Origin of the sequence: Bosea beijingensis, assembly GCF_030758975.1 — a bacterium.
Taxonomy (GTDB): domain Bacteria; phylum Pseudomonadota; class Alphaproteobacteria; order Rhizobiales; family Beijerinckiaceae; genus Allobosea; species Allobosea beijingensis.
This window is the reverse complement of record NZ_CP132359.1, coordinates 636,350-662,108: the sequence shown is the minus strand read 5'-3', so window position 1 is coordinate 662,108 and position 25,759 is coordinate 636,350. Positions and strand designations below refer to the sequence as shown.

Genomic DNA, 25,759 nt, shown 5'->3' with positions numbered 1-25,759 from the left:
CGTGAGCGAGCCGGAGCAGGAAGCGCGCGAGGGCGAACCGCTGAAGCTGAGGGAGCGTGCCTATGCCTCCTTCACCGAGCGATTGCTGGCGCGCGAGATCAAGCCCGGACAGTTCGTGACCCAGCGCGAGCTCGTCGCGATGACGGGCTTCCCGCTTGGCGCGATCCGCGAACTGGTCCCGCGACTTGAGGCGGAAGGGCTGATCAAGACCGTGCCGCAGCGCGGCATGCAGGTCGCCCATGTCGACCTCAATCTGATCCGCAACGCTTTCCAGTTCCGGCTCTTCCTGGAGAAGGAGGCGACGGCGCTCTACACGCAGAACGCGACCGACGCGGAGATCGCCGAGCAGCGCGCCCGCCATGAGGCGATCATCGCGCGGGCCGAGGCCGGCGGCGACGAGCGCCTGATCGAGGATGCCGAGGATGTCGACCGCCTGATGCACGAGGCGATCATCGACCATCTCGACAACGACATCGTCAGCCAGGCTTTTCGCGTGACCTGGCTCAAGATCAGGCTGATCCGCCAGTACGAGACGCGCATCCAGAACCACATCCTCGTGCCGGTGATGCAGGATCATCTCAAGATCATCGCCGCGATCGAGAGCCGCGATCCCGAACGCGCCGCGGGCGAGATGAGCATCCATATCGGCAACGCCCGCGCGCGGGCGATGCAGTACTGACGACCTGAGGACGACGACGCAGCACAGCCATGACGACGAGCCGGAAAACCGGCCGCACGGGAGGGAAATCACCATGACGAAACTGACGAAGCGCAGCTTTCTCCAGGGGGCCACCGCGGCCGCCGGTGCGGCAGTGTTCATGCCGGCGATCGCACGGGCGCAGGCGACCGTGCTGCGCTGGGGCGAGATGCTGCCGGCGACGCATCCGCAGGTGCAGATGGTCGAGCGCATCGCCAAGCAGGTGAAGGAGAAGACCTCCGGCCGCGTCGACATCCAGTCCTTCCCGGCCGGCCAGCTCGGTTCCGGCAAGGATATGATGGAATCGGTCGCGTCGGGCGCGCTGACCATGACGACGGATGGCGCGGCGGCGCTCGGCTCCTTCCTGCCGCAGCTCTCGGTGGTGGAAGCGCCCTATCTCTGGCGCGACGCCGCCCATATGGCGAAGGTCGCCAAGGCGCCCGTCTTCACGCAGATGAATGCCGAGCTGGAGAAGAAGCGCGGCATGCGCATGGCCGCGGTCACCTATTACGGCAAGCGTCATCTCACGACTGGCTCCAAGGCGGTGAAGGGCGCGGCCGATGTCGCGGGGCTCAAGCTGCGCGTGCCGCCGGTCGATACCTTCCGCGCCATGGTCGAGGCCTGGGGCGCCAAGGCGACGCCGGTCAATTTCAACGAGCTCTATCTTGCGCTCAGCCAGGGCGCGGTCGACGGGCAGGAGAACCCGCTGCCGACGATCCACAGCGCCAAGCTGCAGGAGGTGCAGAAGCACCTGATCCTGACCGGCCACATCATCACGCCGCGGCTGGTCATCGTGAACAGCGATTTCTGGAAGGGGTTGAAGGACGCCGACCGCAGCGTGGTGGAAGCGGCGATCGCGGATGGCGTCGCCTGGCAGGATACGGAGCTGGCGAGCCAGGAAAGCAGCCTCGTCGCGACGCTGAAAGCCGCCGGCATGACCGTGACCGAGCCCGATCTGGAGAGCTTCTCCAAGCCCGTGCTGGCGAGCCTGCCCAAGCAGTTCGAAAGCAAATGGGGCAAGGGCACCTGGGACGCGCTCGCGGCGCTTTGAGGGCGCAGCGCACGACATCCCCGATCTCGTCATCCCGGTCTCAAGCGAAGCGCAGACGCGGGATCCATTCCGGAACGGTTCAGGCATGGATCCCGGATCGGCGCGGCTTACGCCGCTTGTCCGGGATGCTGCTGCTGCGTTCAATCGAACAGGGAAGCCGATGGTGTCCGTGAAATCCTTCGCCGCATTGGCGGACCGGCTGGTCTACTGGGCTGCGGTCGTCCTGCTGCTGACGCTGCTCGCCGTGGTGGTGCTCGGCGTGTTCTTCCGCCAGATCAACCAGCCGCTGGCATGGTCGGACGAGCTGGCGCAGTACCTGCTCGTATGGACCGGCTTCGTCGGCTGGATCATCGCGGCGAGGCGGCGCTCGCATATCCGCATCATGGTCTTCGCGGAGAAGCTGCCGCGCCCGATACAGGTGGCCTTGGAAATCGCGACGCAAGCCTCGGTGATCGTCTTCGCCGGGGTGCTGCTGCGCTATTCCTGGGCGTTGATCGAGCGGACCTGGGACGTGGAATCGATCGCGCTGCCGATCTCTTCGGCCGCGCTCTACATCGTCATGCCCTTCGCAGCGCTGGCGCTGATCCTGCAGGCGCTGGCCGAAATTGGCGACGTGCTTGCCGGGCGCAAGGTCGCGGTCGCGGAGCCCGGAGCGCAGGCGCTATGACAACGCTGATGCTGCAGATCCTGCCGGTCTGGTTCCTGGCGCTGATGATCGGCGTGCCGCTCTTCGTCTCGATGGGGCTTGCGGCCGTCGCGTTCGTCTTCCTCGGCGGCTTCCCGCTCGGCATCGTGCCGCAGAAGATCGCGCAATCCGCCAATTCCTTCCCGATGCTGGCGGCACCGTTGTTCATCCTGATGGGCAACATCATGAATTCGGCGGGGATCACCGACCGGATCTTCGCCTTCGCCACGGCCTGTGTCGGCTTCATGCGTGGCGGGCTCTGTCATGCCAATATCCTGGCAAGCGTGATCTTCGCGGGCATGTCGGGCTCGGCCGTGGCGGATGCCGGCGGCGTCGGCACGCTCGAGATCAAGGCGATGCAGGACGAGGGCTACGATACCGAGACGGCCGCCGCGATCACGGCCGCGTCCGCGACGATCGGCCCGATCATCCCGCCCTCGCTGCCAATGGTGATCTATGGCGTGACCGCCGACGTCTCGATCGGCGGGCTGTTCATCGCCGGAATCATCCCCGGCCTGCTGATGGCCGGCGCGCTGATGGCGATGGTCGTCTACATCGCCAAAAAACGCGATCTTCCGCGCCATCCGTTCCCCGGCTTCCGCCAGCTCTGGGTTGCCTACAAGGATGCTCATTGGGCGCTGATGACGCCGGTCATCCTGTTCGGTGGCATGATGGGCGGCATCTTCACGCCCACTGAGGCGGCGGCGGTCGCGACCGCTTATGCGCTGGTGCTCGGCCTCTTCGTCTATCGCAGCTTCACGCTGAAGAGCCTGCCGGAGCTCGTGGTCCAGACGGTGGAGACCACCGGCGTGGTGCTGGCGCTGGTGATGGCGGCGGCGGCGCTCGGCTGGTGCCTCTCGATCTCGCGCATTCCGCAGGTGGTCGGGCCGGCGCTGGTCGAGTTCGCCGGCAGCCCGATCGTCTACCTCCTGATCGTCAACCTGCTGCTGCTCTTCGTCGGCTGTTTCATGGAAGCGCTGGCGGCGATGCTGATCCTGATCCCGATCCTGACGCCGGCAGCGGCGCAGTTCGGCATCGATCCGATCCAGTTCGGGCTGATCTTCGTGCTCAACCTGATGATCGGCACGATCACGCCGCCGGTCGGGGTGGTGCTGTTCGTGACCTCGAAGGTGGCGAACATCTCCTTCGAGGCGATGTCGCGGGCGATCGTGCCCTGGCTCGCGCCGCTGGTTGCCGTGCTGATCGCGATCACGCTCTGGCCGCCGCTGACGACCTGGCTGCCGCAATTGATCATGGGGCGCTGAGACGCCGCTCCTGGCAGGGCGTGTCAGCAATGCGCCCGCGCCGGGTTCGCCGCGCGGGAGCGATCGCCTAGACTGTCGCCGATGCGCGAGATCGGCGACCTCACCCGGCAATTCATTCATCTGTGGCGCTTCGGCTGGCCGATGCTCCTCTGCATCGCCGCCGTCGGGGCGCTCGTCACGGACCTGTTGATGCCGCTGGCGGTGAAGGCGGGCTTTGCCAACGCGCTCGCCGGTTTCGCCGTGCTCTCGGCCATCGTGCTGGCGAAGCTCGTCACGGTGGTCGCGATGTTCCTGTCGCTGCGTCCGGCGATGCCGGCGGTGGCCGCGCTGTTTCCGGCGAGGCCACGAGCAGGCGCGAGCGAGACCGCGACGAAGGACCCGGACTGGCTCGGCGTGGTCGCGATCGCGATCATCCCCTTCTTCGCCTATTACGCGGCCTGGGGTTTTCTCGGCGACACGGTGCGGGATTATTCGCTGCTGGCGCTGGATATGGCCGATCTCGGCCAGAAGCTCGCGCTGTTCGACGTCCCCGCGACGCTCTGGCTCGGCATCGCCGTCGCCTTTGCCTTCGGCATGCGGCGATTGGCCAAGCTGATGCAGACGCGCAGTTCGCGCCCGGCCTGGCAGTTCGTCATCGTGCTCTGCGACGCCAACTGGATCTTCGTCGGCCTCTATGCGCTCGCCGGCTGGAAGAATGCGATCTGGTCCTGGATCGGTGCGGGCGGGCCGCTGCCCTATTTGCTCCGGGCGCGCGATCTTCTCCTCGGACTGATCGGCAAGGCGCAGGCGGCGACGCCGGTCGCGGTCGATCTCGCGCCGCCCTCCTTCCAGAGCAGTGCGCAGGGGCTTTTCCTCTATGCCCTGCTGCCGCTGGTCTGGCTCCTGATGGCAGCGGTGATCTACGGCTTCGACATGAAGGATGCGGCGGCCCTGACCAGCCATCGACGCACTGCGGCAGCCCTCTCGCGCTACGGGCGGTTGCCGAGATTCCTGCGCGAGTTCGTCGAGCATTTCGTCGCCGGTTATCGCTCGCGCTACCTGCCGGTCGTGAACAGCGTAAGGCTCGCCTTCGGGGCGGGGCTCGCGGTGCTGATCGGCTTCGTCGTGCTCTATCGCGTCATCAGCTGGGCGGCGGCCTGGGGCTGGATCGGCCTGGCGCATCTGATCGGGCCGCAGGAATTGCCGGCCTGGCAGGCGCTGGCCAGCGTCATCGCCTTCTTCCTCGGCGGCCCCAGCGATATCCGCGGCGGCATCCTGGTCGAGGCGCTGCGCATCTGCCTGATCGCGGCCGTGGTCGAGCAGGCATCCGCAAAGCGGGTCGAAGCGCTCAGTTCGACCGGAGCAAGCGAAGATAGCGTGGCCGCGACGCCGGCAGGCTGATCGTGACATCGGCCGTCGCGAAAGCTGCGGCCGGCAGGATGAAGCTCTCGGTGATCGCGACGGTGGAGCCTACGGGCGGCTTGCCGAGAAAGGCGGGACCGCAGGTCTTGCCCTCGTCCTTGTCGCGGCTGAGGACGCGTCTTGCCTCGCTCGGCGCCAGGAAAGACGGCTGCCAGCGCCGGCCGTCCGGAGCGATGAGAGCGATGCGGCAGGGCGGCTGCGCGACGCTCTCCGCGTCGAGCACCTTCGCCTCCATCCGCAGCAGTGCGACGGCGGAGCCGTCCGGCCTTTCGGCGACGCGCTGGAGGCTGACGATGCGCCATTCGGCGCCGGCGAGGGTGGCGGGCCTATCGAACGGCGAAGCTTGCGCGACGAGATCGTTTGTTCCGGCCCAGGCCGAGACGGTCTTGCGCGCCTGCACGAACAAGGCCAGCGGCAGGACGACCGGTAGCGCCCACAGGCAGCGCCTGCGCCAGTTCGGCGGCGGTTTCGCTGCGGGCTGGGCTACGGTCGCGTCCGTCATGACAGCGTTTCGAGATCGAGCGCTTCCGCCTGCTCGATGCGTTCGTCGGGGATCGTGATGCGCAATTGCGTATCGAGACGCGGCCAGCGCGACATCGAGACGAGCAGGGCGCCGCCCCGCGCCGCATCGCGGCCGATCTCGAAGATCAGGAGCCCCCGCTGCGGCAGGCCGGGTTCAAGGCGCTTGCCGCGCAGGAAGCCGCGGGCCTGCTCGGCGCGCTGGCTGGCCTCGAAGCGCAGGCCGGACGCGGCCAGCCAGGTTGCGCCGCTGAGTGCCGTGGTGGCCGGGGTGCCCTCGGCTTCGACGACAGCGACGGCCCAGAGCCCGCCGGTGTCGCGGTCATAGCTGCGGCCGAAAGACTGCCATCGCAGGCGCTCGGCGAGAACGACCTTCTCAACCCGAAGCGTGAAGCCGCGCGCCTGGATCGCCGTACCGGGGACGCCATTCTGCGTGATCGGGCCGGTGATCTCGCTATAGCCCGGCGTGGTCTGCTGGAGGGCGAAGAGGATCAGCGCGGCCACGGCGAGCGCGGCGGTGCGAACGAGGAAACGGATCACGATCCGGCGCTTTCAGTTCGCAGCGGCAAGCTGATCGCGGCGATGGGCTTCGGATTGAACCAGCCCGGCGCGGCGAGGAGATTGTCGCGCGGCTTGAAGGTCTCGCCGGTGACGACGAGGCGGATCGTTTCAGGTGTGGGAGCTGCGTCCGGGAGTTCCCAGATCATACGAACGCGCTCCGGCAGGCCCGGCTGCAGGGCACCGAGGATCGCGCCGTCGCGCAGCAGATAGGCGGTGGGCGACGGCGAGAGGCCGGCGATCGGCGGATCGAAGCTCAGCAGGCGGGCCAGGGCGTTGCTGCTCTCGGAGCTGCGATTCGTCAGGTCGAGATCGACGCTGAGCGCCTTCGTACCGGGGCGCCCGCGATAGCCGTCGGGGCGCGGAGCGCTGCTCAAACCGGCCTCGCGGATCACGACCTGCCAACGCCCGGCCGCGATGGGCTGTCCGGCCTGAGCGGTCGGGAGACTGGCTGATGGCATTGCCTCGCGCAGGGTCTGGGCCGTCGTCAGCCCGAGCGCCAGCAAGCCGCCGATGCCTATCGTCAGCTTCGATGCGAGGGATCGCCGCAGGGCTGCGAAAGCCAGGGTCGCCATGGGCCGGAAGATCACCCGATTCTGTGACCGGAATCCGGCAGGAGCGGTTCGTATGACCTAATCAGCGGCCCTCAGGCTCGCCGCCATTGTCGAGATAGCGATCCACCGGCAGCACGATGTCCTCGTCCAGCGTGCCGATCGCGTCCTCGTCCTTGTCCTTGTAGGGGATCGTCTTCAGCACGTAGCGGATGGCATTGAGCCGGGCGCGGAGCTTGTCGTTGCTGCGCACGACATGCCAGGGCGCGGCCTCGGTCGAGGTGCGCGAGAGCATCTCGTCGAAGGCGCGGGAATAGTCGTCGAAGCGCGGAATCGACTCGAAATCGATCGGCGAGAGCTTCCAGCGCTTGAGCGGGTCGTGCCAGCGTGCGTGCAGGCGTGTCATCTGCATCTCGCGCCCGATCGTCAGGAAGAGCTTTATCAGGCGGACGCCGTCGCGGGCGAGCATGCCTTCGAAGGCCGGGGCTTCACGGAGAAATTGCTCGGTCTCCTCCGGCTTGCAGAAGCCCATGACGCGCTCGACGCCGGCGCGGTTGTACCAGGAGCGGTCGAAGAACACGATCTCGCCTGCCGTCGGCATCTGCGCGGCATAGCGCTGGAAATACCACTGGCCCTTTTCGGTGTCTGAGGGTTTGGATAGCGCGACGATGCGGGCCTGGCGCGGATTGAGATGCTGGGTGAAGCGGGCGATGGTGCCGCCCTTGCCGGCACCGTCGCGTCCCTCGAAGACGATGACGATGCGCTCGCCATGCTTGCTCGCCCAGCGCATCAGCTTCTGCAGTTCGATCTGCAGCGGCTCCATCTCGCGGTCGTAGCGCTTGCGCTTCATCCGCTTGCCATAGGGGTAGTTGCCGCTGTGATAGGCGGCGTCGATGATGGCTTCCGGCAGGCTGTCGGCCTCGATGTCGAAGCCCTTCATCTTCTTCGACTTGGCGCGCGCCTTCGCCGGTTTGGTAAGATACTCCGACGTCGTGACGACGGGTTCCTTGACGTCCGAGCCCAAGAGTTTCTTCGCCATCGTCATGTCTCCGCTTCGCACGCAACCTAGCCGGCTAGAGCAATTCCGCAATTCCCTGAATGACGGAATTGTTCTAGCTCCTTGTTTTGTCGCATTTTCTTCACGCGAACCGGTGCCCACTTCGCTTGAACATGCTCCAGCCCACGGAAGGGAATTGACGCCCGCCGCGCTTCCGCTCAGGAAAGGCCCCGTCGGCACCCGCCGTCTGTCTCCGGGCTCCTCATGGTCAATCTTTCCGCTTCCAATGCCGCGCTGGTGCGGGACGTGGTCGAGGCGTTCGGCGCGCCGGCCGTGCTGCTCGACGGGCAGGGTGTGGCGCAGGCGCTGAGTCCGGCCATGCCCGTCCTGATCCCGGGGCTGGCAGTCGGCAAGCTGCTGGCGCTGGTCCTGCGCGATCCCGATCTCAATGACGCGATCGAGCAGGTTGCGATCGAAGGCGGGCGCAAAACCGTCGAGCTGGTCGAGCGCGTGCCGGTCGAGCGGACTTTTCGCATCCATATCGCCGCGCTGCATGACAGCGGTTTGCGTCATGCCACGCTGCTAACCTTCCAGGACCTGAGCGAGCAGCGTGTGATCGAGCGCATGCGCGTCGATTTCGTCGCCAATGCCAGCCATGAACTGCGCACGCCCTTGGCCTCGCTGCTCGGCTTCGTCGAGACCTTGCAGGGGCCAGCGCGCAATGACGAGCGGGCCCGCGAGCGCTTCCTCGGCATCATGCGCGAGCAGGGCCTGCGTATGGCCAGGCTCGTCGACGACCTGCTTTCGCTGTCGCGCATCGAGCAGCGCGCCCATGTCGCGCCGGACACGCCGGTCGATCTCGCCGGCATCGCCCGCGAGATCGTGGATTCGCTGACGCTGATGGCGAGGGAGCGCGACGTCACGCTGGCGCTGAAGACGCCGCGCGAGGCGCTGCAGGTCCCGGGCGACCGCGACGAATTGCTGCGACTGATGGAAAACCTCGTCGAGAACGCGATCAAATACGGCAAGCCGGGCGGCGAGGTCGCGATCACCGTCGAGACCGGCGAGAGCGAGGCGAGCTTCAGCGTGCGCGACGATGGGCCGGGCATCGCGCCGGAGCATCTGCCGCGCCTGACCGAGCGCTTCTACCGCGTCGACACCGCCGCGAGCCGCGAGGCGGGCGGCACGGGCCTGGGGCTTGCCATCGTGAAGCATATCGTGCTGCGCCATCGCGGGCGCCTGACGATCGAGAGCAAGCCGGGGCAGGGCGCGACCTTCAGGGCGATCCTGCCGCGTTTCGAGGCGGGGCGCGCCAACGGCTAGTTTCGAGCAGTCCCGTTGTCATTCCGGGGCGTGCCGCAGGCGCGAACCCGGAACCCACGACTAGGTTCACGTTCACGATCATGCTGTTGCAGAGGGCTCACCCGGTCGTGGGTTCCGGGTTCTTCGCTTCGCGAAGCCCCGGAATGACAACGGCGGTTCTGGCCGATCCTACCACCGCTCAATCCGTGCATGACGGGCATTCATGACAGCTTTCATGACGGATTGTCATTTGGCTGTCATACAGAGGGTGTTCTGACAGGGCCGCTAGATAGTGCGACCCAATGAGGACACCTCACATGCGCAAGATTTTCGTTCTGGCGGCCGTTGCCGCCGGGATCGCCGGTTCCGCCCAGGCTGCCGACATCACCGGTGCCGGCGCGACCTTCCCCTTCCCGATCTATGCCAAGTGGGCCGAGGCCTACAAGAAGGAGACGGGCACCGGCCTGAACTACCAGTCGATCGGCTCGGGTGGCGGCATCCGCCAGATCAAGGCCAAGACCGTCGCCTTCGGCGCCACCGACGCCCCGCTCAAGGGCGAGGATCTGACCAAGGACGGCCTGATCCAGTTCCCGACCGTGATGGGCGGCGTCGTGCCGGCCGTGAACATCGCCGGCGTCGAGCCGGGCAAGCTCAAGCTCTCGGGCGAGGTCATCGCCCAGATCTATATGGGCGACATCAAGAAGTGGAACGATCCGAAGATCGTCGCGCTCAATGCCGGCGTCACCCTGCCGGACGCCAACATCAACCCGGTCTACCGTTCGGACGGCTCGGGCACGACCTTCGTGTTCACCGACTATCTCTCCAAGGTCTCGGCCGAGTGGAAGTCGAAGCTCGGCACCAACACCGCCGTGCAGTGGCCGGTCGGCATCGGCGGCAAGGGCAACGAGGGCGTCTCGGCCTCGGTCAAGCAGGTCGCCAACTCGATCGGCTATGTCGAATACGCCTATGCCAAGCAGAACAAGCTCTCCCACGCCCTGGTTAAGAATGCCGACGGCAACTTCCCGGCGCCGGAAGAGAAGGCCTTCCAGGCCGCTGCCGCCAACGCCAACTGGAGCGAGCAGCCCGGTTTCGGCATCTCGCTGAACAACCAGAAGGGCGCGGACGCCTGGCCGATCACCTCGGCGACCTTCATCCTGGTCCATGCCAAGCCGGAGAAGCCGGAAGAGGTGCAGGCCGCGCTGAAGTTCTTCGAATGGGCCTACAAGAGCGGCGACAAGCTCGCCAGCGACCTCGACTACGTCGCCCTGCCGGCGAACGTGAAGGACCAGGTCCGCAATGCCTGGAAGGGCGTGACCGACAATTCCGGCAAGCCGATCTTCTGATCGCTGCCACCGACACGGGCGAGGCGGGTTTCGACCCGCCTCGCCGCACTCTTGAAGCCCTCATCCTGAGGAGCCTTTTTCGGGCGCTCTTCAGGATGAGGGCTGGGGTCGGGCGGGTCACCCGACGATCCCGGCCATGCCACCGGAGCCTCCGCGGATGACCGCAGCAACCGACATGTCGAGCATTCCCGGCGCGACGCCAATCGTCCGGAAGACACCGAAGGCAACCTTCGACCTGGTCTTCCGCAATGCCAGCTTCGCGGCGGCGCTGCTGGTGCTGGTGCTGCTCGCCGCCATCATGGCCTCGATGGTGATCGGCGGCTGGCCGGCCTTCCGCGAATTCGGCCTCGGCTTCATCACCTCCAGCGTCTGGGATACCCAGAACGAGCAATACGGCGCCTGGCCGGCGATCGTCGGCACGCTCTCGACTGCGCTGATCGCGCTGGTGATCGGCGTACCGCTCTCGCTGGGCATCGCGGTCTACCTGACCCAGCTCGCGCCGGCCTGGTTCAAGAAGCCGGTCGCGACCGCTATCGAGCTGCTCGCCGCCGTGCCCTCGATCATCTACGGCATGTGGGGCCTGTTCGTCTTCGTGCCGCTCTTCGCGGCCTATGTGCAGATCCCGCTGTCGAACATCGTCGAGGGCATGCCGATCGTCGGCACGGTGCTCTACTCGCGCTCGCCCTCGGGCCTGGGCATCTTCACTGCCGGCATCATCCTCGCCTTCATGATCGTGCCGTTCATCGCCTCGATCACCCGCGACATGCTGGAGCAGATCCCCTCCGTGCTGCGCGAGAGCGCCTATGGCATCGGCGCGACGACCTGGGAGGTCGTGCGCCACGTCCTGGTGCCCCAGGCCGGTGTCTCGATCATCGGCGCGGTGATGCTCGGCCTCGGCCGCGCGCTCGGCGAGACCATGGCGGTCACCTTCGTCGTCGGCAACGCCAACCGGCTCTCGGCTTCGATCCTCGATCCCGGTTCGACGATCGCCTCGCGCATCGCCAACGAGTTCAACGAGGCGATGGGCCTTCAGCTCAACGCGCTGATCGCGCTGGGGTGCATCCTGTTCTTCGTCACCTTCGTCGTCCTCGTCATCGCGCGACTGCTGGTCGCCCGCGTCAAGCGCTACTGAGGCTCACCCCCATGACCATGACGACCACGACTCGCGAATTGCCGCGCCAGCCCTGGGGGCGCGTGCGCCAGTCCCGCCGCACGGCCGACCGGATGATGAAGATCATCGCCACCGGCTTCACCTTCACCGCCATCTTCGTGCTGTTCTGGATCCTCGGCATGCTGCTGGTGAAGGGCATCGGCGGGCTCTCCGTCGCGACGTTCACGGCGGTGACGCCCGGCCCCGGCACAGAAGGCGGCGGCATCGCCAACGCCATCGTCGGCTCCTTCGTGCTGACCTTCCTCGGCATCGCCATCGCCACGCCGATCGGCGTGCTGGCCGGAACCTGGCTCGCGGAATACGGCCGGCGCTCGAAGCTCGCCAATCTGATCCGCTTCATCAACGACATCCTGCTCTCGGCGCCGTCGATCCTGATCGGCCTGTTCGTCTACGTCATCCTCGTCGAGCCGTTCCGCGGCTATTCCGGCTGGGCCGGCGGCGTCGCGCTCGGCATCATCGCGATCCCGGTCATCGTGCGCACCACCGAGGACATGCTCAGCCTCGTGCCCGGTCCCTTGCGCGAAGCCGGCGCTGCGCTCGGCGCGCCGCCTTCCGTCGTGATCACCTCGGTGACCTGGCGCGCGGCCAAGGCCGGCATGGTCACCGGCATCCTGCTGGCGCTCGCCCGCATCGCCGGCGAGACCGCGCCGCTGCTCTTCACCGCGCTCAACAACAATTTCTGGTTCTCGCCGACACTTGTCGGCGGCGTCTCGAACCTGCCGGTGACGATCTACCAGTTCGCCTCCGCCCCTTACGAGAACTGGCAGCAGCTCGCCTGGGCCGGCTCGCTGATCATCACCATCTCGATCCTCGTGCTCTCGATCGTTGCCCGGCGTATCGTCGCCGGCAGCAAGTGAGCCTGAAACCAACCCGGTCGCGACCGACCTTGAGGACCCATGTCGATGCTTTCGACCCTTGAACTCTCCCCCCAGTCGCTCGATGCCGAGGCGCCCGTCCGGATCGCGGTCAAGAACCTCGATTTCTACTACGGCGAGCACAAGGCGCTGAAGAACATCAATCTCGACTTCCGCGACCGGCACGTCACGGCGCTGATCGGGCCGTCGGGCTGCGGCAAGTCGACCCTGCTGCGCATCTTCAACCGCATCTACTCGCTCTACCCCGAGCAGCGCGCCGAAGGGCAGATCATGCTCGACGGCCGCAACATCATCTCGAAAGAAGTCGATGTGAACGAGCTGCGCTCGCGCGTCGGCATGGTCTTCCAGAAGCCGACGCCGTTCCCGATGTCGATCTACGACAACGTCGCCTTCGGCATCCGCCTCTACGAGAAGCCGCCGAAGTCGGAGCTCGACGACCGCGTCGAGGGCGCGCTGCGCCGCGCCGCGCTCTGGGACGAGGTCAAGGACAAGCTGAAGAGCTCCGGCATGGGTCTCTCCGGCGGCCAGCAGCAGCGCCTGTGCATCGCGCGCACCATCGCGCAGAAGCCGGAAGTGATCCTGTTCGACGAGCCGACCTCGGCGCTCGATCCCATCTCGACCGGCAAGATCGAAGACCTGCTGGAGCAGCTCAAGAGCGACTTCACCATCGCCATCGTCACGCACAACATGCAGCAGGCGGCGCGCATCTCGCAGTACACCGCCTTCATGTATCTCGGCGAGGTCATCGAGTTCGCTCCGACCAACACGATCTTCATGAACCCCGCCAAAAAGCAGACGCAGGACTACGTCACAGGCCGTTTCGGCTAAGCGACGCCGTGGAGGGCAATGCCATGACTGAACACATCGTCCGTTCCTACGACGCCGATCTCGAAGGTATCCGCCGCAGCCTCGCCGAAATGGGCGGAATGGCCGAGCGCATGCTGGGCGATTCCACGGTCGCGCTCGTTCGCCGCGATACCGCGCTGGCCCAGAAGATCATCTCGGCCGACCAGCGCCTCGACAACCTCCAGCGCGAGGTCGAGGAGAAGGCCGTGCTTACCATCGCCCGGCGCCAGCCTCTGGCGCAGGATCTGCGTGAGCTGATCTCGGCGATCCGCCTCGCTTCGGACATCGAGCGCGTCGGCGATCTCGCCAAGAACATCGCCAAGCGGGCCGTCGCCATCGCCGGGCAGTTCCAGCCGCCGCATCGCGCGGTTGTCGGCCTCGAGCATATCAGCCGCCTCGTGCAGGCCCAGCTCAAGGATGTGCTGGACGCTTATGCCGCCACCAACGAGCAGAAGGCGCTCGAGGTCTGGAAGCGCGACGACGAGATCGACGCGCTCTACACCTCGCTGTTCCGCGAGCTCCTGACCTACATGATGGAAGACCCGCGCAACATCACGTTCTGCACGCATCTGCTGTTCTGCGCCAAGAACATCGAGCGCATCGGCGATCACACCACCAACATCGCCGAGACCATCCATTACCTCGTCACCGGCGATTCCCTCGATGTGAACCGGCCGAAGCTCGACACGACCAATATCGAGGTCGAAGCGGTGACGGGAAACTAAGGTCAAAGCCAACATGGCCGCACGCATCCTGATCGTCGAGGACGAAGAGCCGCTCACCCTGCTGCTGCGCTATAATCTCGAGGCCGAGGGCTTCGAGGTCGACAGCGTCGCGCGGGGGGACGACGCGGAGCTGCATCTGCGCGATCACACGCCTGATCTCGTCCTGCTCGACTGGATGCTGCCGGGCCTGTCCGGCATCGAGCTCTGCCGGCGCCTGCGCTCGCGGCGCGACACCGAGCGCGTGCCGATCATCATGCTGACGGCGCGCGGCGAGGAGACCGAGCGCGTGCGCGGGCTCGCGACCGGCGCCGACGACTATGTCGTCAAGCCGTTCTCGCTGCCGGAATTGATCGCGCGCATCCAGGCGCTTCTTCGCAGGGCGAAGCCCGGCCATGTCGCGGGGCTGCTCGCGGCCGGCGATCTCGAACTCGACCGTACGACGCGCCGCGTCAGGCGCGCGGGTAGCGAACTCCATCTCGGACCGACCGAGTTCCGCCTGCTGGAATTTCTGATGCAGGCGCCGGGCCGGGTCTATTCCCGCGCCCAGCTTCTCGACGCCGTCTGGGGCCGCGACGTCTATATCGACGAGCGCACGGTCGACGTGCATGTCGGGCGTTTGCGCAAGGCGATCACGCCGGGGGATGCCAAGGACCCGCTGCGGACGGTACGCGGCGCGGGCTATGCCTTCGACGAGACCTTTGCGCGCGGCGGCGCCGCATAAGCCTCAGGCGTCTGGGCCGCCCTCGATATCGCCGACCCAACTCAGCGCCTTCTCGTAGTCCTCGGGCTTGAAGGCGCGGACCTTGACGAAGGGAATCGCCGGGTCGAGCAGATCGACGAAGCCGGCGAGCCAGCCTTTGTCGGTGATCACCGCTTCCTTCGGGAAACGACGGAGCTCCCAGAGCTTGCCGAGGCTGTAGCGTGCGTCCTTCCAGGCGGCGGCCAGCGTCATGTCGGTGAAATCGGTCATGTCGGCGAGGATGCCGAGCTTCTCGTGGCGGACGAGCCGAGCTTCGATGTCGGCCATGATCGCGTCGAGATCCTCGCCAGTCAGCGTCTGCGACAGGCGATAGGCGGCGACATGGTCTGGGGCGGGCAGAATGGTGAGCATGGCTCCTCCTCCTCAAGCGCCAACGCGCGGCCGAGCAGGAGGTTTCGCCGGGCTGGCCTTGCCGCGGATCGGGCGATATGGCCTCCGACGACATTCACGGAGGACGCGGTGTGAGCGCGGCGCAGATCACGAAGGCTGGTGCGGCCGTGGCCATCGCCCATGTCAGCAAGCGCTTCGGCGAGGTGAAGGCGCTGAGCGACGTCTCGCTTGCAGTGGCGCCCGGAGCGATCCTGTGCCTCATCGGGCGGCCGGGCGCCGGCAAGTCGACGCTGCTGCGCTGCATCGGCGGGAGCGAGGCGATCGACGAAGGGACGATCCAGATCGATGGAGCATCGATCGAGGCGGAGACCGCGCGCCAGGGTCTTGTCGTCGGCATGGTCTCGCAGCGTCCCGAACTGTTCGATCACATGACCGCCCTGCAGCACATTCTTGAAGGGCCGCTCGGCCAGCTCAGGCTGTCGCGACGGGAGATCGTCGCGGAGGCGATGGCTGCGCTGGAGCGGGCCGGGCTGGCCGACAGGCGCGATGCCTATCCAAGCGAGCTTTCGGGCGGGGAGCGGTGGCGCCTTGGCGTCGCGCGAGTGTCGGCGGCGCGGCCGAGGCTGATGCTGTTGGACGAGCCCACCGCGGGGCTCGATCCGGACACGGCAGGCGAGGTGCTCGCCGTGATGCGCAACCTTGCCACGTCGGGCCTGACGATGATCGCGGCGACGCATGAACTCGGCTTTATCAGCGATGTCGCCGATGGCGTCGCCTTCATGGCTGGTGGTGAGATTGTCGAGCACGGGTCTCCGCAGACCATGCTGACGAGGCCGAGGCAGGCGCGCACGCGCGACTTCCTCGCGGCCCTCTCGGTATGATGCGGGTCCGCCCAAAGCAGCCCTGCGGACTTGCGGTGAGTGCGGGGCTGCCGTAACCCGGTCTGGTCTTTTCCGGATCGCCAGCGCCCGCCGTCATGTCAGCCTCGATCACCGACCGTTATGCCGCCCTGGTCGAGGCGGGCGCCATCGAGCGCGATCCCGCGCAGGTCGCGGTGGTCAAGAAGCTCCAGGCGCTGACCGAGACGCTCGCCGCCCGCCGGCTCGCGCGCAAGGGCAGCGCGCTCGGCTGGCTCTTCGGCAAGAAGCCGGATACGGCTGCGGCGCCGAAAGGGCTCTATGTCTGGGGCTCGGTCGGCCGCGGCAAGACCATGCTGATGGACATGTTCTTCGAGGCGGCGCCGGTGAAGCGCAAGCGCCGGGTGCATTTCCACGAGTTCCTTGCCGACGTCCATGGCCGCATCAATGCCTATCGCCAGAAGATCAAGAGCGGCGAGGTCAAGGATTCCGACCCGATCGCGCCGGTTGCTGCCGATCTTGCGGACGAGGCCTATCTGCTCTGCTTCGACGAGTTCACCGTCACCGACATCGCCGATGCGATGATCCTCGGGCGGCTGTTCACGGCGCTGTTCGCGGCCGGCGTCGTCGTGGTTGCGACCTCGAATGTCGAGCCGTCGCGGCTCTACGAGGGCGGGCTCAACCGGGCGCTGTTCCTGCCCTTCATCGAATTGCTGCAGACCAAGGTCGAGGTGCTCAAGCTCGATGCGCGTACCGATTTCCGGCTGGAGAAGCTCGGCGGCGCGCCGGTCTATCATGTCCCGGCCGACGAGAAGGCGCAGGCTGCGCTCGATGCCGCCTTCAAGGCCCTGTCGGGCAAGACGCAGGGCCAACGCACGGTGCTCACCGTGCAGGGGCACGATCTCGTCTTGCCGCAGGCTGCCGGCAGCGTGGCGCGGGCGGGCTTCGCCGATCTCTGTGCGCAAGCCTATGGCGCCTCCGACTATATCGCGCTGGCGCAGCGCTTCCATACGCTGGTGCTCGACGAGATCCCGATCCTCGATTTCGACCGGCGCAACGAGGCCAAGCGCTTCATCATCCTGATCGACACGCTCTATGAGCATCATGTGAAGCTCGTCGCTTCGGCGGCGGCGGAGCCGCACGAACTCTATCGGGCGAGCAAGGGCCGCGAGGCGTTCGAGTTCGACCGCACCGTCTCCCGCCTGATCGAAATGCGCTCCGAGGAGTACCTGGCGATGCCGCATGGCCGGCCGGACTCGGCGGCGAGCGGGAACACCACCGGCCTGGTCGAGACCTGACCGATGGCGCAGCGCGAGCCGAGCGAGACCCGCATCCTCACGGTCGCCGGCGAGCATCTGCGCAAGTTCGGGCTGAAGCGCTTCACGGTCGTCGCCGTGGCGGAAGAGGCGGGCATGACCCATGCCAATGTCTACCGCTACTTCCCCTCCAAGGGCGCGCTGATCGATGCCGTCGTCGATGTCTGGCTGAAGGCGACAGAGCGCCGGCTCGCCGATGTCGCCGATGGACCCGACCCGGCCGACGACAAGCTGGAACGCCTGATCCTGGCGCTCGCCAAGGCCAATCGCGACCTGCTGACCGAGGAGCCGCATCTCTTCGCGGCCTTGTCGCTCGCCGTCGCCAAGCGGCACGCGATCAGCCGGCGCAACCGCACCCGCGTCCGCGCGCTGTTCGAGCGGGTGGTCGACGAGGGCATCGCGACCGGCGTGTTCGAGCCGCGCGATCGCGACCGGGCGATCGCCTTCGTCATCGACGCCACCAACCGCTTCATCCATCCGGCCTCGCTGGCGCTGGAGGCGGATGTTCCGCAGGCGTCGGTCGATACGCGGCTCTCTACCCTGATCCGGGTGATCCTGCGGGTGCTCGGCAACGGGATCGTGTGAATAATCCGGTTACCAATTACAATATCTGTAAATTGTAATTATCGATTTTCGTTCCTGATGGAACCGAGCGTGCGGGATTGCCTCCGCTAAGTCATTGAAAAATCGGGATCGGCCTCGCGCGGTGTCGCGCGAGGCGCGTCATGCCCGAGAAAAGCCGCTTTTTCGGCAAGGGTTGCGGCAAAAGCCCGGTTTGGGCCAAAGGAACGCACGGTTTGGCCGGCTCCCACCGGGAGCTGACCTGTCGCAGCGCCAAGGCATTTTGAATGTCGAAGCCGGCAGCAGCCGGATCGATGGTCGCGCCAGAAACAAAGGACTAGGCAATGGCCCGTAAGAAGATCGCCCTCATCGGCTCCGGCCAGATCGGTGGCACGCTCGCTCACCTCGCCGGCCTCAAGGAACTGGGCGACGTCGTCCTGTTCGACATCGCCGAGGGCATTCCGCAGGGCAAGGGCCTGGACATCGCCGAGTCCGCCCCGGTCGACGGCTTCGACGCCGGCTACAAGGGCACGAATTCCTATGAGGACATCAAGGGCGCCGACGTGATCATCGTCACCGCCGGCGTGCCGCGTAAGCCGGGCATGAGCCGCGACGACCTGATCGGCATCAATCTCAAGGTGATGAAGTCGGTCGGTGAAGGCATCAAGCAGTACGCCCCGAAGGCCTTCGTGATCTGCATCACCAACCCGCTCGACGCGATGGTCTGGGCTCTGCAGAAGTTCTCGGGCCTCAAGCCCAACATGATCTGCGGCATGGCCGGCGTGCTGGATAGCGCCCGCTTCCGCCACTTCCTCGCCGAGGAGTTCCAGGTCTCGGTCAAGGACGTCTCGGCCTTCGTGCTCGGCGGCCATGGCGACGACATGGTGCCGCTGGTCCGCTATTCGGGCGTCGCCGGCATCCCGCTGCCGGACCTCGTCAAGATGAAGTGGACCACGCAGGAGAAGCTGGACGCCATCGTCGAGCGCACCCGCAAGGGCGGCGGCGAGATCGTCAACCTGCTCAAGACCGGCTCGGCCTTCTACGCCCCGGCGGCTTCCGCGATCGCGATGGCAGAGAGCTATCTCAAGGACCAGAAGCGCGTCCTGCCGGCGGCGGCTGCGCTGCGTGGACAGTACGGCGTCAAGGACATGTTCGTCGGCGTTCCCGTCGTGATCGGCGCCAAGGGTGTCGAGCGCGTCGTCAAGATCCGCCTCAACGGTGCCGAGAAGGAGATGCTGGCGAAGTCGGTGGCTTCGGTCCAGGGCCTGATCGACGCCTGCAAGAACATCGACTCGTCACTCGCGTGATCTAACTGAAGGCGGCGAGCGTCGATCCGCTTCGCCGCCTTTTCGTCTTCATTTGTCGCTGTCAGGGAAACCGAGCACATGAACATCCACGAATACCAGGGCAAAGCCATCCTGAAGGAATTCGGCGCGCCCGTTTCGGCCGGTTTCCCGGCGCTGACGGTGGCTGAGGCGGTCGAGGCCGCCAAGAAGCTGCCGGGCCCGCTCTATGTCGTGAAGTCGCAGATCCACGCCGGCGGGCGCGGCAAGGGCAAGTTCAAGGAACTCGGCCCCGACGCCAAGGGCGGCGTTCGCCTCGCCAAGTCGGTGGCCGAGGTCGAGGCCCACGCCAAGGAGATGCTCGGCAACACGCTGGTCACGATCCAGACCGGCGAGACCGGCAAGCAGGTCAACCGCCTCTATATCGAAGACGGCTCGGACATCGAGAAGGAGTTCTACCTCTCGGCGCTGGTCGACCGCGAGACCTCGCGCATCGCCTTCGTCATCTCGACCGAGGGCGGCATGGACATCGAGGCCGTCGCCCATGACACGCCCGAGAAGATCGAGACCTTCTCGGTCGATCCGGCGACCGGCATCATGCCGCATCACGGCCGCGCCATGGCGCGCATCCTCGGATTGCAGGGCGACCTTGCCAAGCAGGCCGGCACCGTGCTCGGCCAGATCTACAACGCGTTCGTGGCCAAGGACATGGACATGCTGGAGATCAACCCGCTGATCGTGACCACCCAGGGCCAGCTCAAGTGCCTGGACGCCAAGGTCTCGTTCGACTCGAACTCGCTCTATCGTCACCCCGAGGTCGTTGCGCTGCGCGACGTCACCGAAGAGGACGAGAAGGAGATCGAGGCCTCCAAGTACGACCTCGCCTATATCGCGCTCGACGGCACGATCGGCTGCATGGTCAACGGCGCCGGCCTCGCGATGGCGACGCTCGACATCATTCAGCTCTACGGTGAAAGCCCGGCGAACTTCCTCGACGTCGGCGGCGGCGCCAGCGAAGAGAAGGTGACGGCGGCGTTCAAGATCATCACCGCCGATCCGAAGGTGAAGGGCATCCTCGTCAACATCTTCGGCGGCATCATGAAGTGCGACGTCATCGCGCGCGGCGTCATCGCCGCGGTGAAGGCGGTCGGCCTTCAGGTCCCGCTGGTCGTGCGCCTCGAAGGCACCAATGTCGAGGAAGGCAAGAAGATCATCCGCGAGTCCGGCCTCAACGTCATTCCCGCCGACGACCTGGACGACGCCGCGCAGAAGATCGTCGCCGCGATCAAGAAGGCCTGAGGAGCAGACATGTCCATCCTGATCGACAAGAACACCAAGGTCATCTGCCAGGGCTTCACCGGCAAGAACGGGACCTTCCATTCCGAGCAGGCGATCGCCTATGGCACGCAGATGGTCGGCGGCACATCTCCGGGCAAGGGCGGCTCGCTCCATCTCGGCCTGCCTGTCTTCGACAGCGTGCATGAGGCCAAGGCCAAGACCGGCGCCGATGCTTCGGTCGTCTATGTGCCGCCTCCGGGCGCCGCGGACGCGATTTGTGAGGCGATCGATGCCGAGATCCCGCTCGTCATCTGCATCACCGAGGGCATCCCGGTGCTCGACATGGTGCGCGTCAAGCGCTCGCTGGTCGGTTCCAAGACCCGCCTGATCGGCCCGAACTGCCCCGGCGTCGTCACCGCCGGCCAGTCGAAGATCGGCATCATGCCGGCGAACATCTTCAAGCCGGGCAATGTCGGCATCGTCTCGCGCTCGGGCACGCTGACCTATGAGGCGGTGTTCCAGACCACGAACGAAGGCCTCGGCCAGACCACGGCCGTCGGCATCGGCGGCGACCCGGTCAAGGGCACCGAGTTCATCGACATGCTCGAGATGTTCCTGGCCGACGACAAGACCGAGTCGATCGTCATGATCGGCGAGATCGGCGGCTCGGCCGAAGAGGACGCGGCGCAGTTCATCAAGGACGAGGCGAAGCGCGGCCGCAAGAAGCCGATGGTCGGCTTCATCGCCGGCCGCACGGCTCCTCCCGGCCGCCGCATGGGCCATGCCGGCGCGATCATCTCGGGTGGCAAGGGCGGCGCCGAGGACAAGATCGCGGCGATGGAAGCCGCCGGCATCCGGGTCTCGCCCTCGCCGGCGCGCCTTGGAAAGACCTTGGTCGAAGTGTTGAAGGGCTGACATCGCGCGAGCGGCATGGCCGGGGCGATCCCGGCCATGCCGCCGGCGGCCTCAGCTTACGAAACGATTAGGTCGGGCTTGAGGCCCGGCCGAGCGAACTAAAAGGATGTCCGGGCAAGGGTCCGGACATGGCTTAAGCGGCGAAGGAAGGCAGGAGCATCATGGCTCGCCAGGACATCAACGAGGCTCTCGCGCAGACCGGCTTCCTCTATGGCGGCAACGCCGCCTATATCGAGGATCTTTATGCTCGCTACGAGGCCGACCCCAAGTCGGTCGACGAGCAGTGGCAGAGCTTCTTCGGCGCGCTCAAGGACGACAAGGAAGCCGTCCTGCAGAACGCCAAGGGCGCGTCCTGGAAGAAGCCGAACTGGCCGGTCGCCCAGAGCGGCGAGCTGGTCTCGGCTCTGGACGGCAACTGGGCCGTCGTCGAGAAGGTGATCTCCGACAAGCTCGGGGCCAAGGCCAAGGCCGCGGGCACCGCGCTTTCCGCCGCCGACGTGCAGCAGGCGACCCGCGATTCCGTGCGCGCCATCATGCTGATCCGCGCCTACCGGATGCGCGGCCATCTCCATGCCAAGCTCGACCCGCTCGGCATCGAGAGCCGCAACGACCACGAGGAACTGTCGCCGGCCGCCTTCGGCTTCACCGACGCCGATCTCGACCGCAAGATCTTCATCGACAACGTGCTCGGCATGGAGTTCGCCACGGTCCGCGAGATGGTCGCGGTGCTGCAGCGGACCTATTGCGGCACGGTCGGCATCGAGTTCATGCACATTTCCGACCCCGAGCAGAAGGCCTGGCTGCAGGAGCGCATCGAGGGGCCGGACAAGGAAATCGCCTTCACCAAGGAAGGCAAGAAGGCGATCCTGAACAAGCTCGTCGAGGCCGAGGGCTTCGAGAAGTTCCTCGATCTCAAGTTCACCGGCACCAAGCGCTTCGGCCTGGATGGCGGCGAGGCGCTGGTTCCGGCGCTGGAGCAGATCATCAAGCGCGGCGGCGCGCTCGGCGTGCGCGACATCGTCTTCGGCATGGCCCATCGCGGCCGCCTCAACGTGCTGACCCAGGTTCTGGGCAAGCCGCATCGCGCGCTGTTCCACGAGTTCAAGGGCGGCTCCTTCGCGCCTGACGACGTCGAGGGCTCGGGCGACGTGAAATACCATCTCGGTGCTTCCTCGGACCGCGAGTTCGACGGCAACAACGTCCATATCTCGCTGACCGCGAACCCGTCGCATCTCGAGATCGTCGACCCCGTCGTGCTCGGCAAGGTGCGCGCCAAGCAGGACCAGTTCGGCGACATCGTCGAGCGTTCCAAGGTGCTGCCGCTGCTGATTCATGGCGACGCGGCCTTCGCCGGCCAGGGCGTGGTGGCGGAATGCCTCGGCCTGTCCGGGCTGAAGGGCCACCGCACCGGCGGCTCGCTGCACTTCATCATCAACAACCAGATCGGCTTCACCACCTATCCGCGCTATTCGCGCTCCTCACCCTATCCGTCCGACGTGGCGAAGATGGTCGAGGCGCCGGTGTTCCATGTGAACGGCGACGATCCGGAAGCGGTGGTCTTCGCCGCCAAGGTCGCGATCGAGTTCCGGCAGAAGTTCCACAAGCCGGTCGTGATCGACATGTTCTGCTATCGCCGCTTCGGCCATAACGAGGGCGACGAGCCGGGCTTCACCCAGCCGCTGATGTACCGCAAGATCCGCGGCCACAAGTCGACGTTGGAACTTTATGCGGCCAAGCTCGAAGCCGAGGGCGTGCTGACCGCCGGCGAACTCGACGAGTCGCGCGCTGCCTGGAAGGCCAAGCTCGAGATCGAGTTCGACGCAGGCCAAGCCTTCAAGCCGAACAAGGCCGACTGGCTCGACGGCCGCTGGGCCGGCATGAAGGCGATCCGCGCCGACGAGGACGATCCGCGCCGCGGCGCAACCGGCGTGCCGGCGGACGTGCTCAAGGAAATCACCGAGAAAATCACGGCGGTTCCCGCCGGCTTCAACGTCCACAAGACGATCCAGCGCTTCCTCGACAACCGCAAGAAGGCGGTCGAGGCCGGCGAGGGCATCGACTGGGCGACGGCTGAATCGCTGGCCTTCGGCTCGCTGCTGCTCGACGGCAACCCGGTCCGCCTCTCCGGCCAGGATTGCGAACGCGGCACCTTCTCGCAGCGCCATTCGGTGCTGATCGACCAGGAGACCGAAGCCCGCCACACCTCGCTGAACCATATCCGCGAAGACCAGTCCCGCTACGAGGTCATCAACTCGATGCTCTCGGAGGAGGCGGTGCTCGGCTTCGAATACGGCTACACCCTGTCGGAGCCGAACGCTCTGACGATGTGGGAGGCGCAGTTCGGCGACTTCGCCAACGGCGCGCAGGTCGTGTTCGACCAGTTCATCTCGTCGGGCGAGCGCAAGTGGCTGCGCATGTCCGGCCTCGTCTGCTTGCTGCCGCACGGCTACGAGGGCCAGGGTCCGGAGCACTCCTCCGCCCGCCTGGAGCGCTTCCTGCAGATGTGCGCCGAGGACAACATGCAGGTGGCGAACTGCTCGACCCCTGCGAGCTATTTCCACATCCTGCGCCGCCAGCTCAAGCGCGACTTCCGCAAGCCGCTGATCCTGATGACGCCGAAGTCGCTGCTGCGCCACAAGCGCTGCCTCTCCGACCTCGCGGACCTCGCCGAGGGCTCGACCTTCCACCGCGTGCTGGCAGACGATGCCGAGCGGGGCAAGTCGACCACCAAGCTGGTCAAGGACTCGAAGATCCGCCGCGTCGTGCTCTGCTCGGGCAAGGTCTATTTCGACCTGCTGGAGGAGCGCGAGAAGCGCGGCGTCGACGACGTCTACCTGATGCGCGTCGAGCAGCTCTATCCGTTCCCGCTGAAGACGCTGGCGCAGGAACTGGCGCGCTTCAAGGGCGCCGACGTGGTCTGGTGCCAGGAAGAGCCGAAGAACATGGGCTCCTGGACCTTCGTCGAGCCCTATCTGGAGTGGGTTCTGGGCCATGCCGGCTCCAAGTCGAAGCGTCCGCGCTATGTCGGCCGCCCGGCCTCGGCCGCGACCGCGACCGGCCTGATGTCCAAGCATCTCGCCCAGCTCAACGCTTTCCTCGACGAGGCCTTCGCGGCCTGACATCCTTTCCGGCGGCGCCTTGAGCGCGCCGCCGGATTTCATTGCTGCATCGGCGCCCCAGCCGGTGCCGAACCTGCCGCCAGAGAACGAGACAACAGAGGCCTGACATGGCGACCGAAATCCGCGTACCCACCCTCGGCGAATCCGTTTCCGAGGCGACCATCGGCAAGTGGTTCAAGAAGCCGGGCGAGGCGGTGAAGGCCGACGAGCCCCTGGTCGAGCTCGAAACCGACAAGGTGACGCTGGAAGTCAACGCGCCGGCCGCCGGCGTGCTCGGCGAGATCGTTGCCAAGGAAGGCGATACGGTTGGCGTCAGCGCGTTGCTCGGCACGATCGCCGAAGGCGGCGCGGCTGCCGCCGCTGCGCCCGCTCCGAAGGCCGAGGCCAAGCCTGCTGCCGCTCCGGCTGCCGCTGCCGAGGCTCCGAAGGCTGCGGCGACCAAGGCCGCCGATTCCGGCCCGGCCGTCTCGCGCCTCGCTGCCGAGAGCGGCGTCGACCCGTCCAAGGTCGCTGCTTCCGGCAAGGACGGCCGCGTGACCAAGGGCGACATGCTCGCCGCGATCGCGACCGGCGGCGCTGCCGCTCCGGCCGCTGCGCCTGCGCCCATCGCCGTTCGCGCCCCGTCGGCGCCTGATGACGGCGCTCGCGAAGAACGCGTCAAGATGACCAAGCTGCGCCAGACCATCGCGCGCCGCCTCAAGGAAGCCCAGTCCAACGCGGCGATGCTGACGACCTTCAACGAGGTCGACATGTCCGGCGTGATGGCGCTGCGCAACCAGTACAAGGACGTGTTCGAGAAGAAGCACGGCGTGAAGCTCGGCTTCATGGGCTTCTTCGTGAAGGCCTGCGTGCAGGCGTTGAAGGAGATCCCGGCGGTCAATGCCGAGATCGACGGCACCGACATCATCTACAAGAACTACTACCATATCGGCGTCGCCGTCGGCACCGAGAAGGGCCTGGTGGTTCCGGTGGTGCGCGATGCGGACGAGCTCTCCATTGCCGGCGTCGAGAAGAAGATCGGCGAGTTCGGCCGCAAGGCCCGCGACGGCAAGCTCTCGATCGAGGAGATGCAGGGCGGCACCTTCACCATCTCGAACGGCGGCGTCTACGGCTCGCTGATGTCGACCCCGATCCTGAACGCGCCGCAGTCGGCGATCCTGGGCATGCACAAGATCCAGGAGCGTCCGGTCGTCGTGAACGGCAAGATCGAGATCCGCCCGATGATGTATCTCGCGGTCAGCTACGACCACCGCATCATCGACGGCAAGGAAGCCGTGACCTTCCTCGTCCGCATCAAGGAAGGCCTGGAAGACCCGGCGCGCCTCGTCCTCGATCTCTGATCGCGCGGGACGGG

General features: G+C 66.3%; 25 protein-coding genes. 20 read left to right on the top strand and 5 right to left on the bottom strand.

From position 1 onward, the window contains the following. Position 1: 1 nt before the first annotated feature. From Q9235_RS03310 to Q9235_RS03290, 5 genes are all read left to right on the top strand, one after another. A complete protein-coding gene (locus Q9235_RS03310) occupies positions 2 to 679 on the top strand; it encodes a GntR family transcriptional regulator (RefSeq protein WP_306225366.1) in 678 nt (225 codons plus the stop codon). Positions 680 to 752: 73 nt separating this feature from the next. Next, positions 753 to 1,748 (top strand): sialic acid TRAP transporter substrate-binding protein SiaP, encoded by a 996-nt coding sequence (locus Q9235_RS03305; RefSeq protein WP_306225365.1) that lies wholly within the window; start codon positions 753 to 755, stop codon positions 1,746 to 1,748. Positions 1,749 to 1,917: 169 nt separating this feature from the next. Next, entirely contained in the window at positions 1,918 to 2,415 is a 498-nt protein-coding gene (locus tag Q9235_RS03300; RefSeq protein WP_306225364.1) for a TRAP transporter small permease, read from the top strand. Next, on the top strand, positions 2,412 to 3,698 hold the full coding sequence (locus Q9235_RS03295) for a TRAP transporter large permease (RefSeq protein WP_306225363.1): 1,287 nt from the start codon (positions 2,412 to 2,414) through the stop codon (positions 3,696 to 3,698). Before Q9235_RS03300 ends, Q9235_RS03295 begins: the two co-directional genes overlap by 4 nt. An 81-nt stretch (positions 3,699 to 3,779) precedes the next feature. Beyond that, positions 3,780 to 5,078: a hypothetical protein gene (locus Q9235_RS03290; protein WP_306225362.1), complete on the top strand. Its 1,299-nt coding sequence runs from the start codon at positions 3,780 to 3,782 to the stop codon at positions 5,076 to 5,078. On the opposite strand, the gene Q9235_RS03285 is transcribed toward Q9235_RS03290, so the two are convergent. The 4 genes from Q9235_RS03285 to ppk2 all read right to left on the bottom strand — a co-directional run bounded on the left by Q9235_RS03285 (position 5,026) and on the right by ppk2 (position 7,766). After that, positions 5,026 to 5,601 carry a hypothetical protein gene (locus Q9235_RS03285; RefSeq protein ID WP_306225361.1) on the bottom strand — a complete coding sequence of 192 codons (576 nt, stop codon included), beginning with the start codon at positions 5,599 to 5,601 and terminating at the stop codon, positions 5,026 to 5,028. The genes Q9235_RS03290 and Q9235_RS03285 overlap by 53 nt on opposite strands. After that, entirely contained in the window at positions 5,598 to 6,158 is a 561-nt protein-coding gene (locus tag Q9235_RS03280; protein ID WP_306225360.1) for a hypothetical protein, read from the bottom strand. The genes Q9235_RS03285 and Q9235_RS03280 overlap by 4 nt, the downstream gene beginning before the upstream one ends. Next, positions 6,155 to 6,751 carry a hypothetical protein gene (locus tag Q9235_RS03275; protein WP_306225359.1) on the bottom strand — a complete coding sequence of 199 codons (597 nt, stop codon included), beginning with the start codon at positions 6,749 to 6,751 and terminating at the stop codon, positions 6,155 to 6,157. The genes Q9235_RS03280 and Q9235_RS03275 overlap by 4 nt, the downstream gene beginning before the upstream one ends. A 61-nt stretch (positions 6,752 to 6,812) precedes the next feature. Then, positions 6,813 to 7,766: a polyphosphate kinase 2 gene (ppk2, locus tag Q9235_RS03270; RefSeq protein WP_306225358.1), complete on the bottom strand. Its 954-nt coding sequence runs from the start codon at positions 7,764 to 7,766 to the stop codon at positions 6,813 to 6,815. A 222-nt stretch (positions 7,767 to 7,988) separates the two neighbouring features. Here ppk2 and Q9235_RS03265 point away from each other — a divergent pair, with 222 nt between their 5' ends. The 7 genes from Q9235_RS03265 (at position 7,989) to phoB (ending at position 14,707) form a co-directional block, all read left to right on the top strand. Continuing rightward, complete coding sequence (locus tag Q9235_RS03265; protein ID WP_306225357.1) at positions 7,989 to 9,047, top strand: ATP-binding protein; 1,059 nt, start codon at positions 7,989 to 7,991, stop codon at positions 9,045 to 9,047. A gap of 296 nt (positions 9,048 to 9,343) precedes the next feature. Then, on the top strand, positions 9,344 to 10,369 hold the full coding sequence (pstS, locus tag Q9235_RS03260) for a phosphate ABC transporter substrate-binding protein PstS (protein WP_306225356.1): 1,026 nt from the start codon (positions 9,344 to 9,346) through the stop codon (positions 10,367 to 10,369). 157 nt (positions 10,370 to 10,526) lie between these two features. Beyond that, the gene (pstC, locus tag Q9235_RS03255; RefSeq protein WP_422678260.1) at positions 10,527 to 11,501 is read left to right on the top strand and encodes a phosphate ABC transporter permease subunit PstC; all 975 of its coding nucleotides are present in this window, start codon (positions 10,527 to 10,529) and stop codon (positions 11,499 to 11,501) included. A gap of 11 nt (positions 11,502 to 11,512) precedes the next feature. Further along, positions 11,513 to 12,397: a phosphate ABC transporter permease PstA gene (gene pstA / locus Q9235_RS03250; RefSeq protein WP_306225355.1), complete on the top strand. Its 885-nt coding sequence runs from the start codon at positions 11,513 to 11,515 to the stop codon at positions 12,395 to 12,397. 39 nt (positions 12,398 to 12,436) lie between these two features. Further along, entirely contained in the window at positions 12,437 to 13,243 is an 807-nt protein-coding gene (gene pstB / locus Q9235_RS03245; RefSeq protein WP_306225354.1) for a phosphate ABC transporter ATP-binding protein PstB, read from the top strand. Positions 13,244 to 13,266: 23 nt separating this feature from the next. After that, positions 13,267 to 13,986 (top strand): phosphate signaling complex protein PhoU, encoded by a 720-nt coding sequence (gene phoU / locus Q9235_RS03240; RefSeq protein WP_291654758.1) that lies wholly within the window; start codon positions 13,267 to 13,269, stop codon positions 13,984 to 13,986. A gap of 13 nt (positions 13,987 to 13,999) precedes the next feature. Further along, a complete protein-coding gene (phoB, locus tag Q9235_RS03235; protein WP_047576054.1) occupies positions 14,000 to 14,707 on the top strand; it encodes a phosphate regulon transcriptional regulator PhoB in 708 nt (235 codons plus the stop codon). 3 nt (positions 14,708 to 14,710) lie between these two features. On the opposite strand, the gene Q9235_RS03230 is transcribed toward phoB, so the two are convergent. After that, positions 14,711 to 15,097 carry a SpoIIAA family protein gene (locus tag Q9235_RS03230; RefSeq protein WP_306225353.1) on the bottom strand — a complete coding sequence of 129 codons (387 nt, stop codon included), beginning with the start codon at positions 15,095 to 15,097 and terminating at the stop codon, positions 14,711 to 14,713. 110 nt (positions 15,098 to 15,207) lie between these two features. Here Q9235_RS03230 and Q9235_RS03225 point away from each other — a divergent pair, with 110 nt between their 5' ends. The 8 genes from Q9235_RS03225 to odhB all read left to right on the top strand — a co-directional run bounded on the left by Q9235_RS03225 (position 15,208) and on the right by odhB (position 25,745). After that, a complete protein-coding gene (locus tag Q9235_RS03225; RefSeq protein ID WP_306225352.1) occupies positions 15,208 to 15,957 on the top strand; it encodes an amino acid ABC transporter ATP-binding protein in 750 nt (249 codons plus the stop codon). 95 nt (positions 15,958 to 16,052) lie between these two features. After that, complete coding sequence (zapE, locus tag Q9235_RS03220) at positions 16,053 to 17,231, top strand: cell division protein ZapE (protein ID WP_306225351.1); 1,179 nt, start codon at positions 16,053 to 16,055, stop codon at positions 17,229 to 17,231. Between the two features lie 3 nt (positions 17,232 to 17,234). Then, positions 17,235 to 17,834, top strand: coding sequence for a TetR/AcrR family transcriptional regulator (locus Q9235_RS03215; RefSeq protein WP_306225350.1), 600 nt, complete (start codon positions 17,235 to 17,237; stop codon positions 17,832 to 17,834). A gap of 320 nt (positions 17,835 to 18,154) precedes the next feature. Then, positions 18,155 to 19,117 (top strand): malate dehydrogenase, encoded by a 963-nt coding sequence (mdh, locus tag Q9235_RS03210; protein WP_306225349.1) that lies wholly within the window; start codon positions 18,155 to 18,157, stop codon positions 19,115 to 19,117. Positions 19,118 to 19,195: 78 nt separating this feature from the next. Then, positions 19,196 to 20,392 (top strand): ADP-forming succinate--CoA ligase subunit beta, encoded by a 1,197-nt coding sequence (gene sucC, locus Q9235_RS03205; protein WP_306225348.1) that lies wholly within the window; start codon positions 19,196 to 19,198, stop codon positions 20,390 to 20,392. A 9-nt stretch (positions 20,393 to 20,401) separates the two neighbouring features. Then, on the top strand, positions 20,402 to 21,286 hold the full coding sequence (gene sucD / locus Q9235_RS03200) for a succinate--CoA ligase subunit alpha (protein ID WP_047577032.1): 885 nt from the start codon (positions 20,402 to 20,404) through the stop codon (positions 21,284 to 21,286). A gap of 161 nt (positions 21,287 to 21,447) precedes the next feature. Next, positions 21,448 to 24,405 carry a 2-oxoglutarate dehydrogenase E1 component gene (locus Q9235_RS03195; protein ID WP_306225347.1) on the top strand — a complete coding sequence of 986 codons (2,958 nt, stop codon included), beginning with the start codon at positions 21,448 to 21,450 and terminating at the stop codon, positions 24,403 to 24,405. 107 nt (positions 24,406 to 24,512) lie between these two features. Further along, entirely contained in the window at positions 24,513 to 25,745 is a 1,233-nt protein-coding gene (gene odhB, locus Q9235_RS03190; RefSeq protein WP_306225346.1) for a 2-oxoglutarate dehydrogenase complex dihydrolipoyllysine-residue succinyltransferase, read from the top strand. The last annotated feature ends 14 nt before the right edge of the window (positions 25,746 to 25,759 follow it).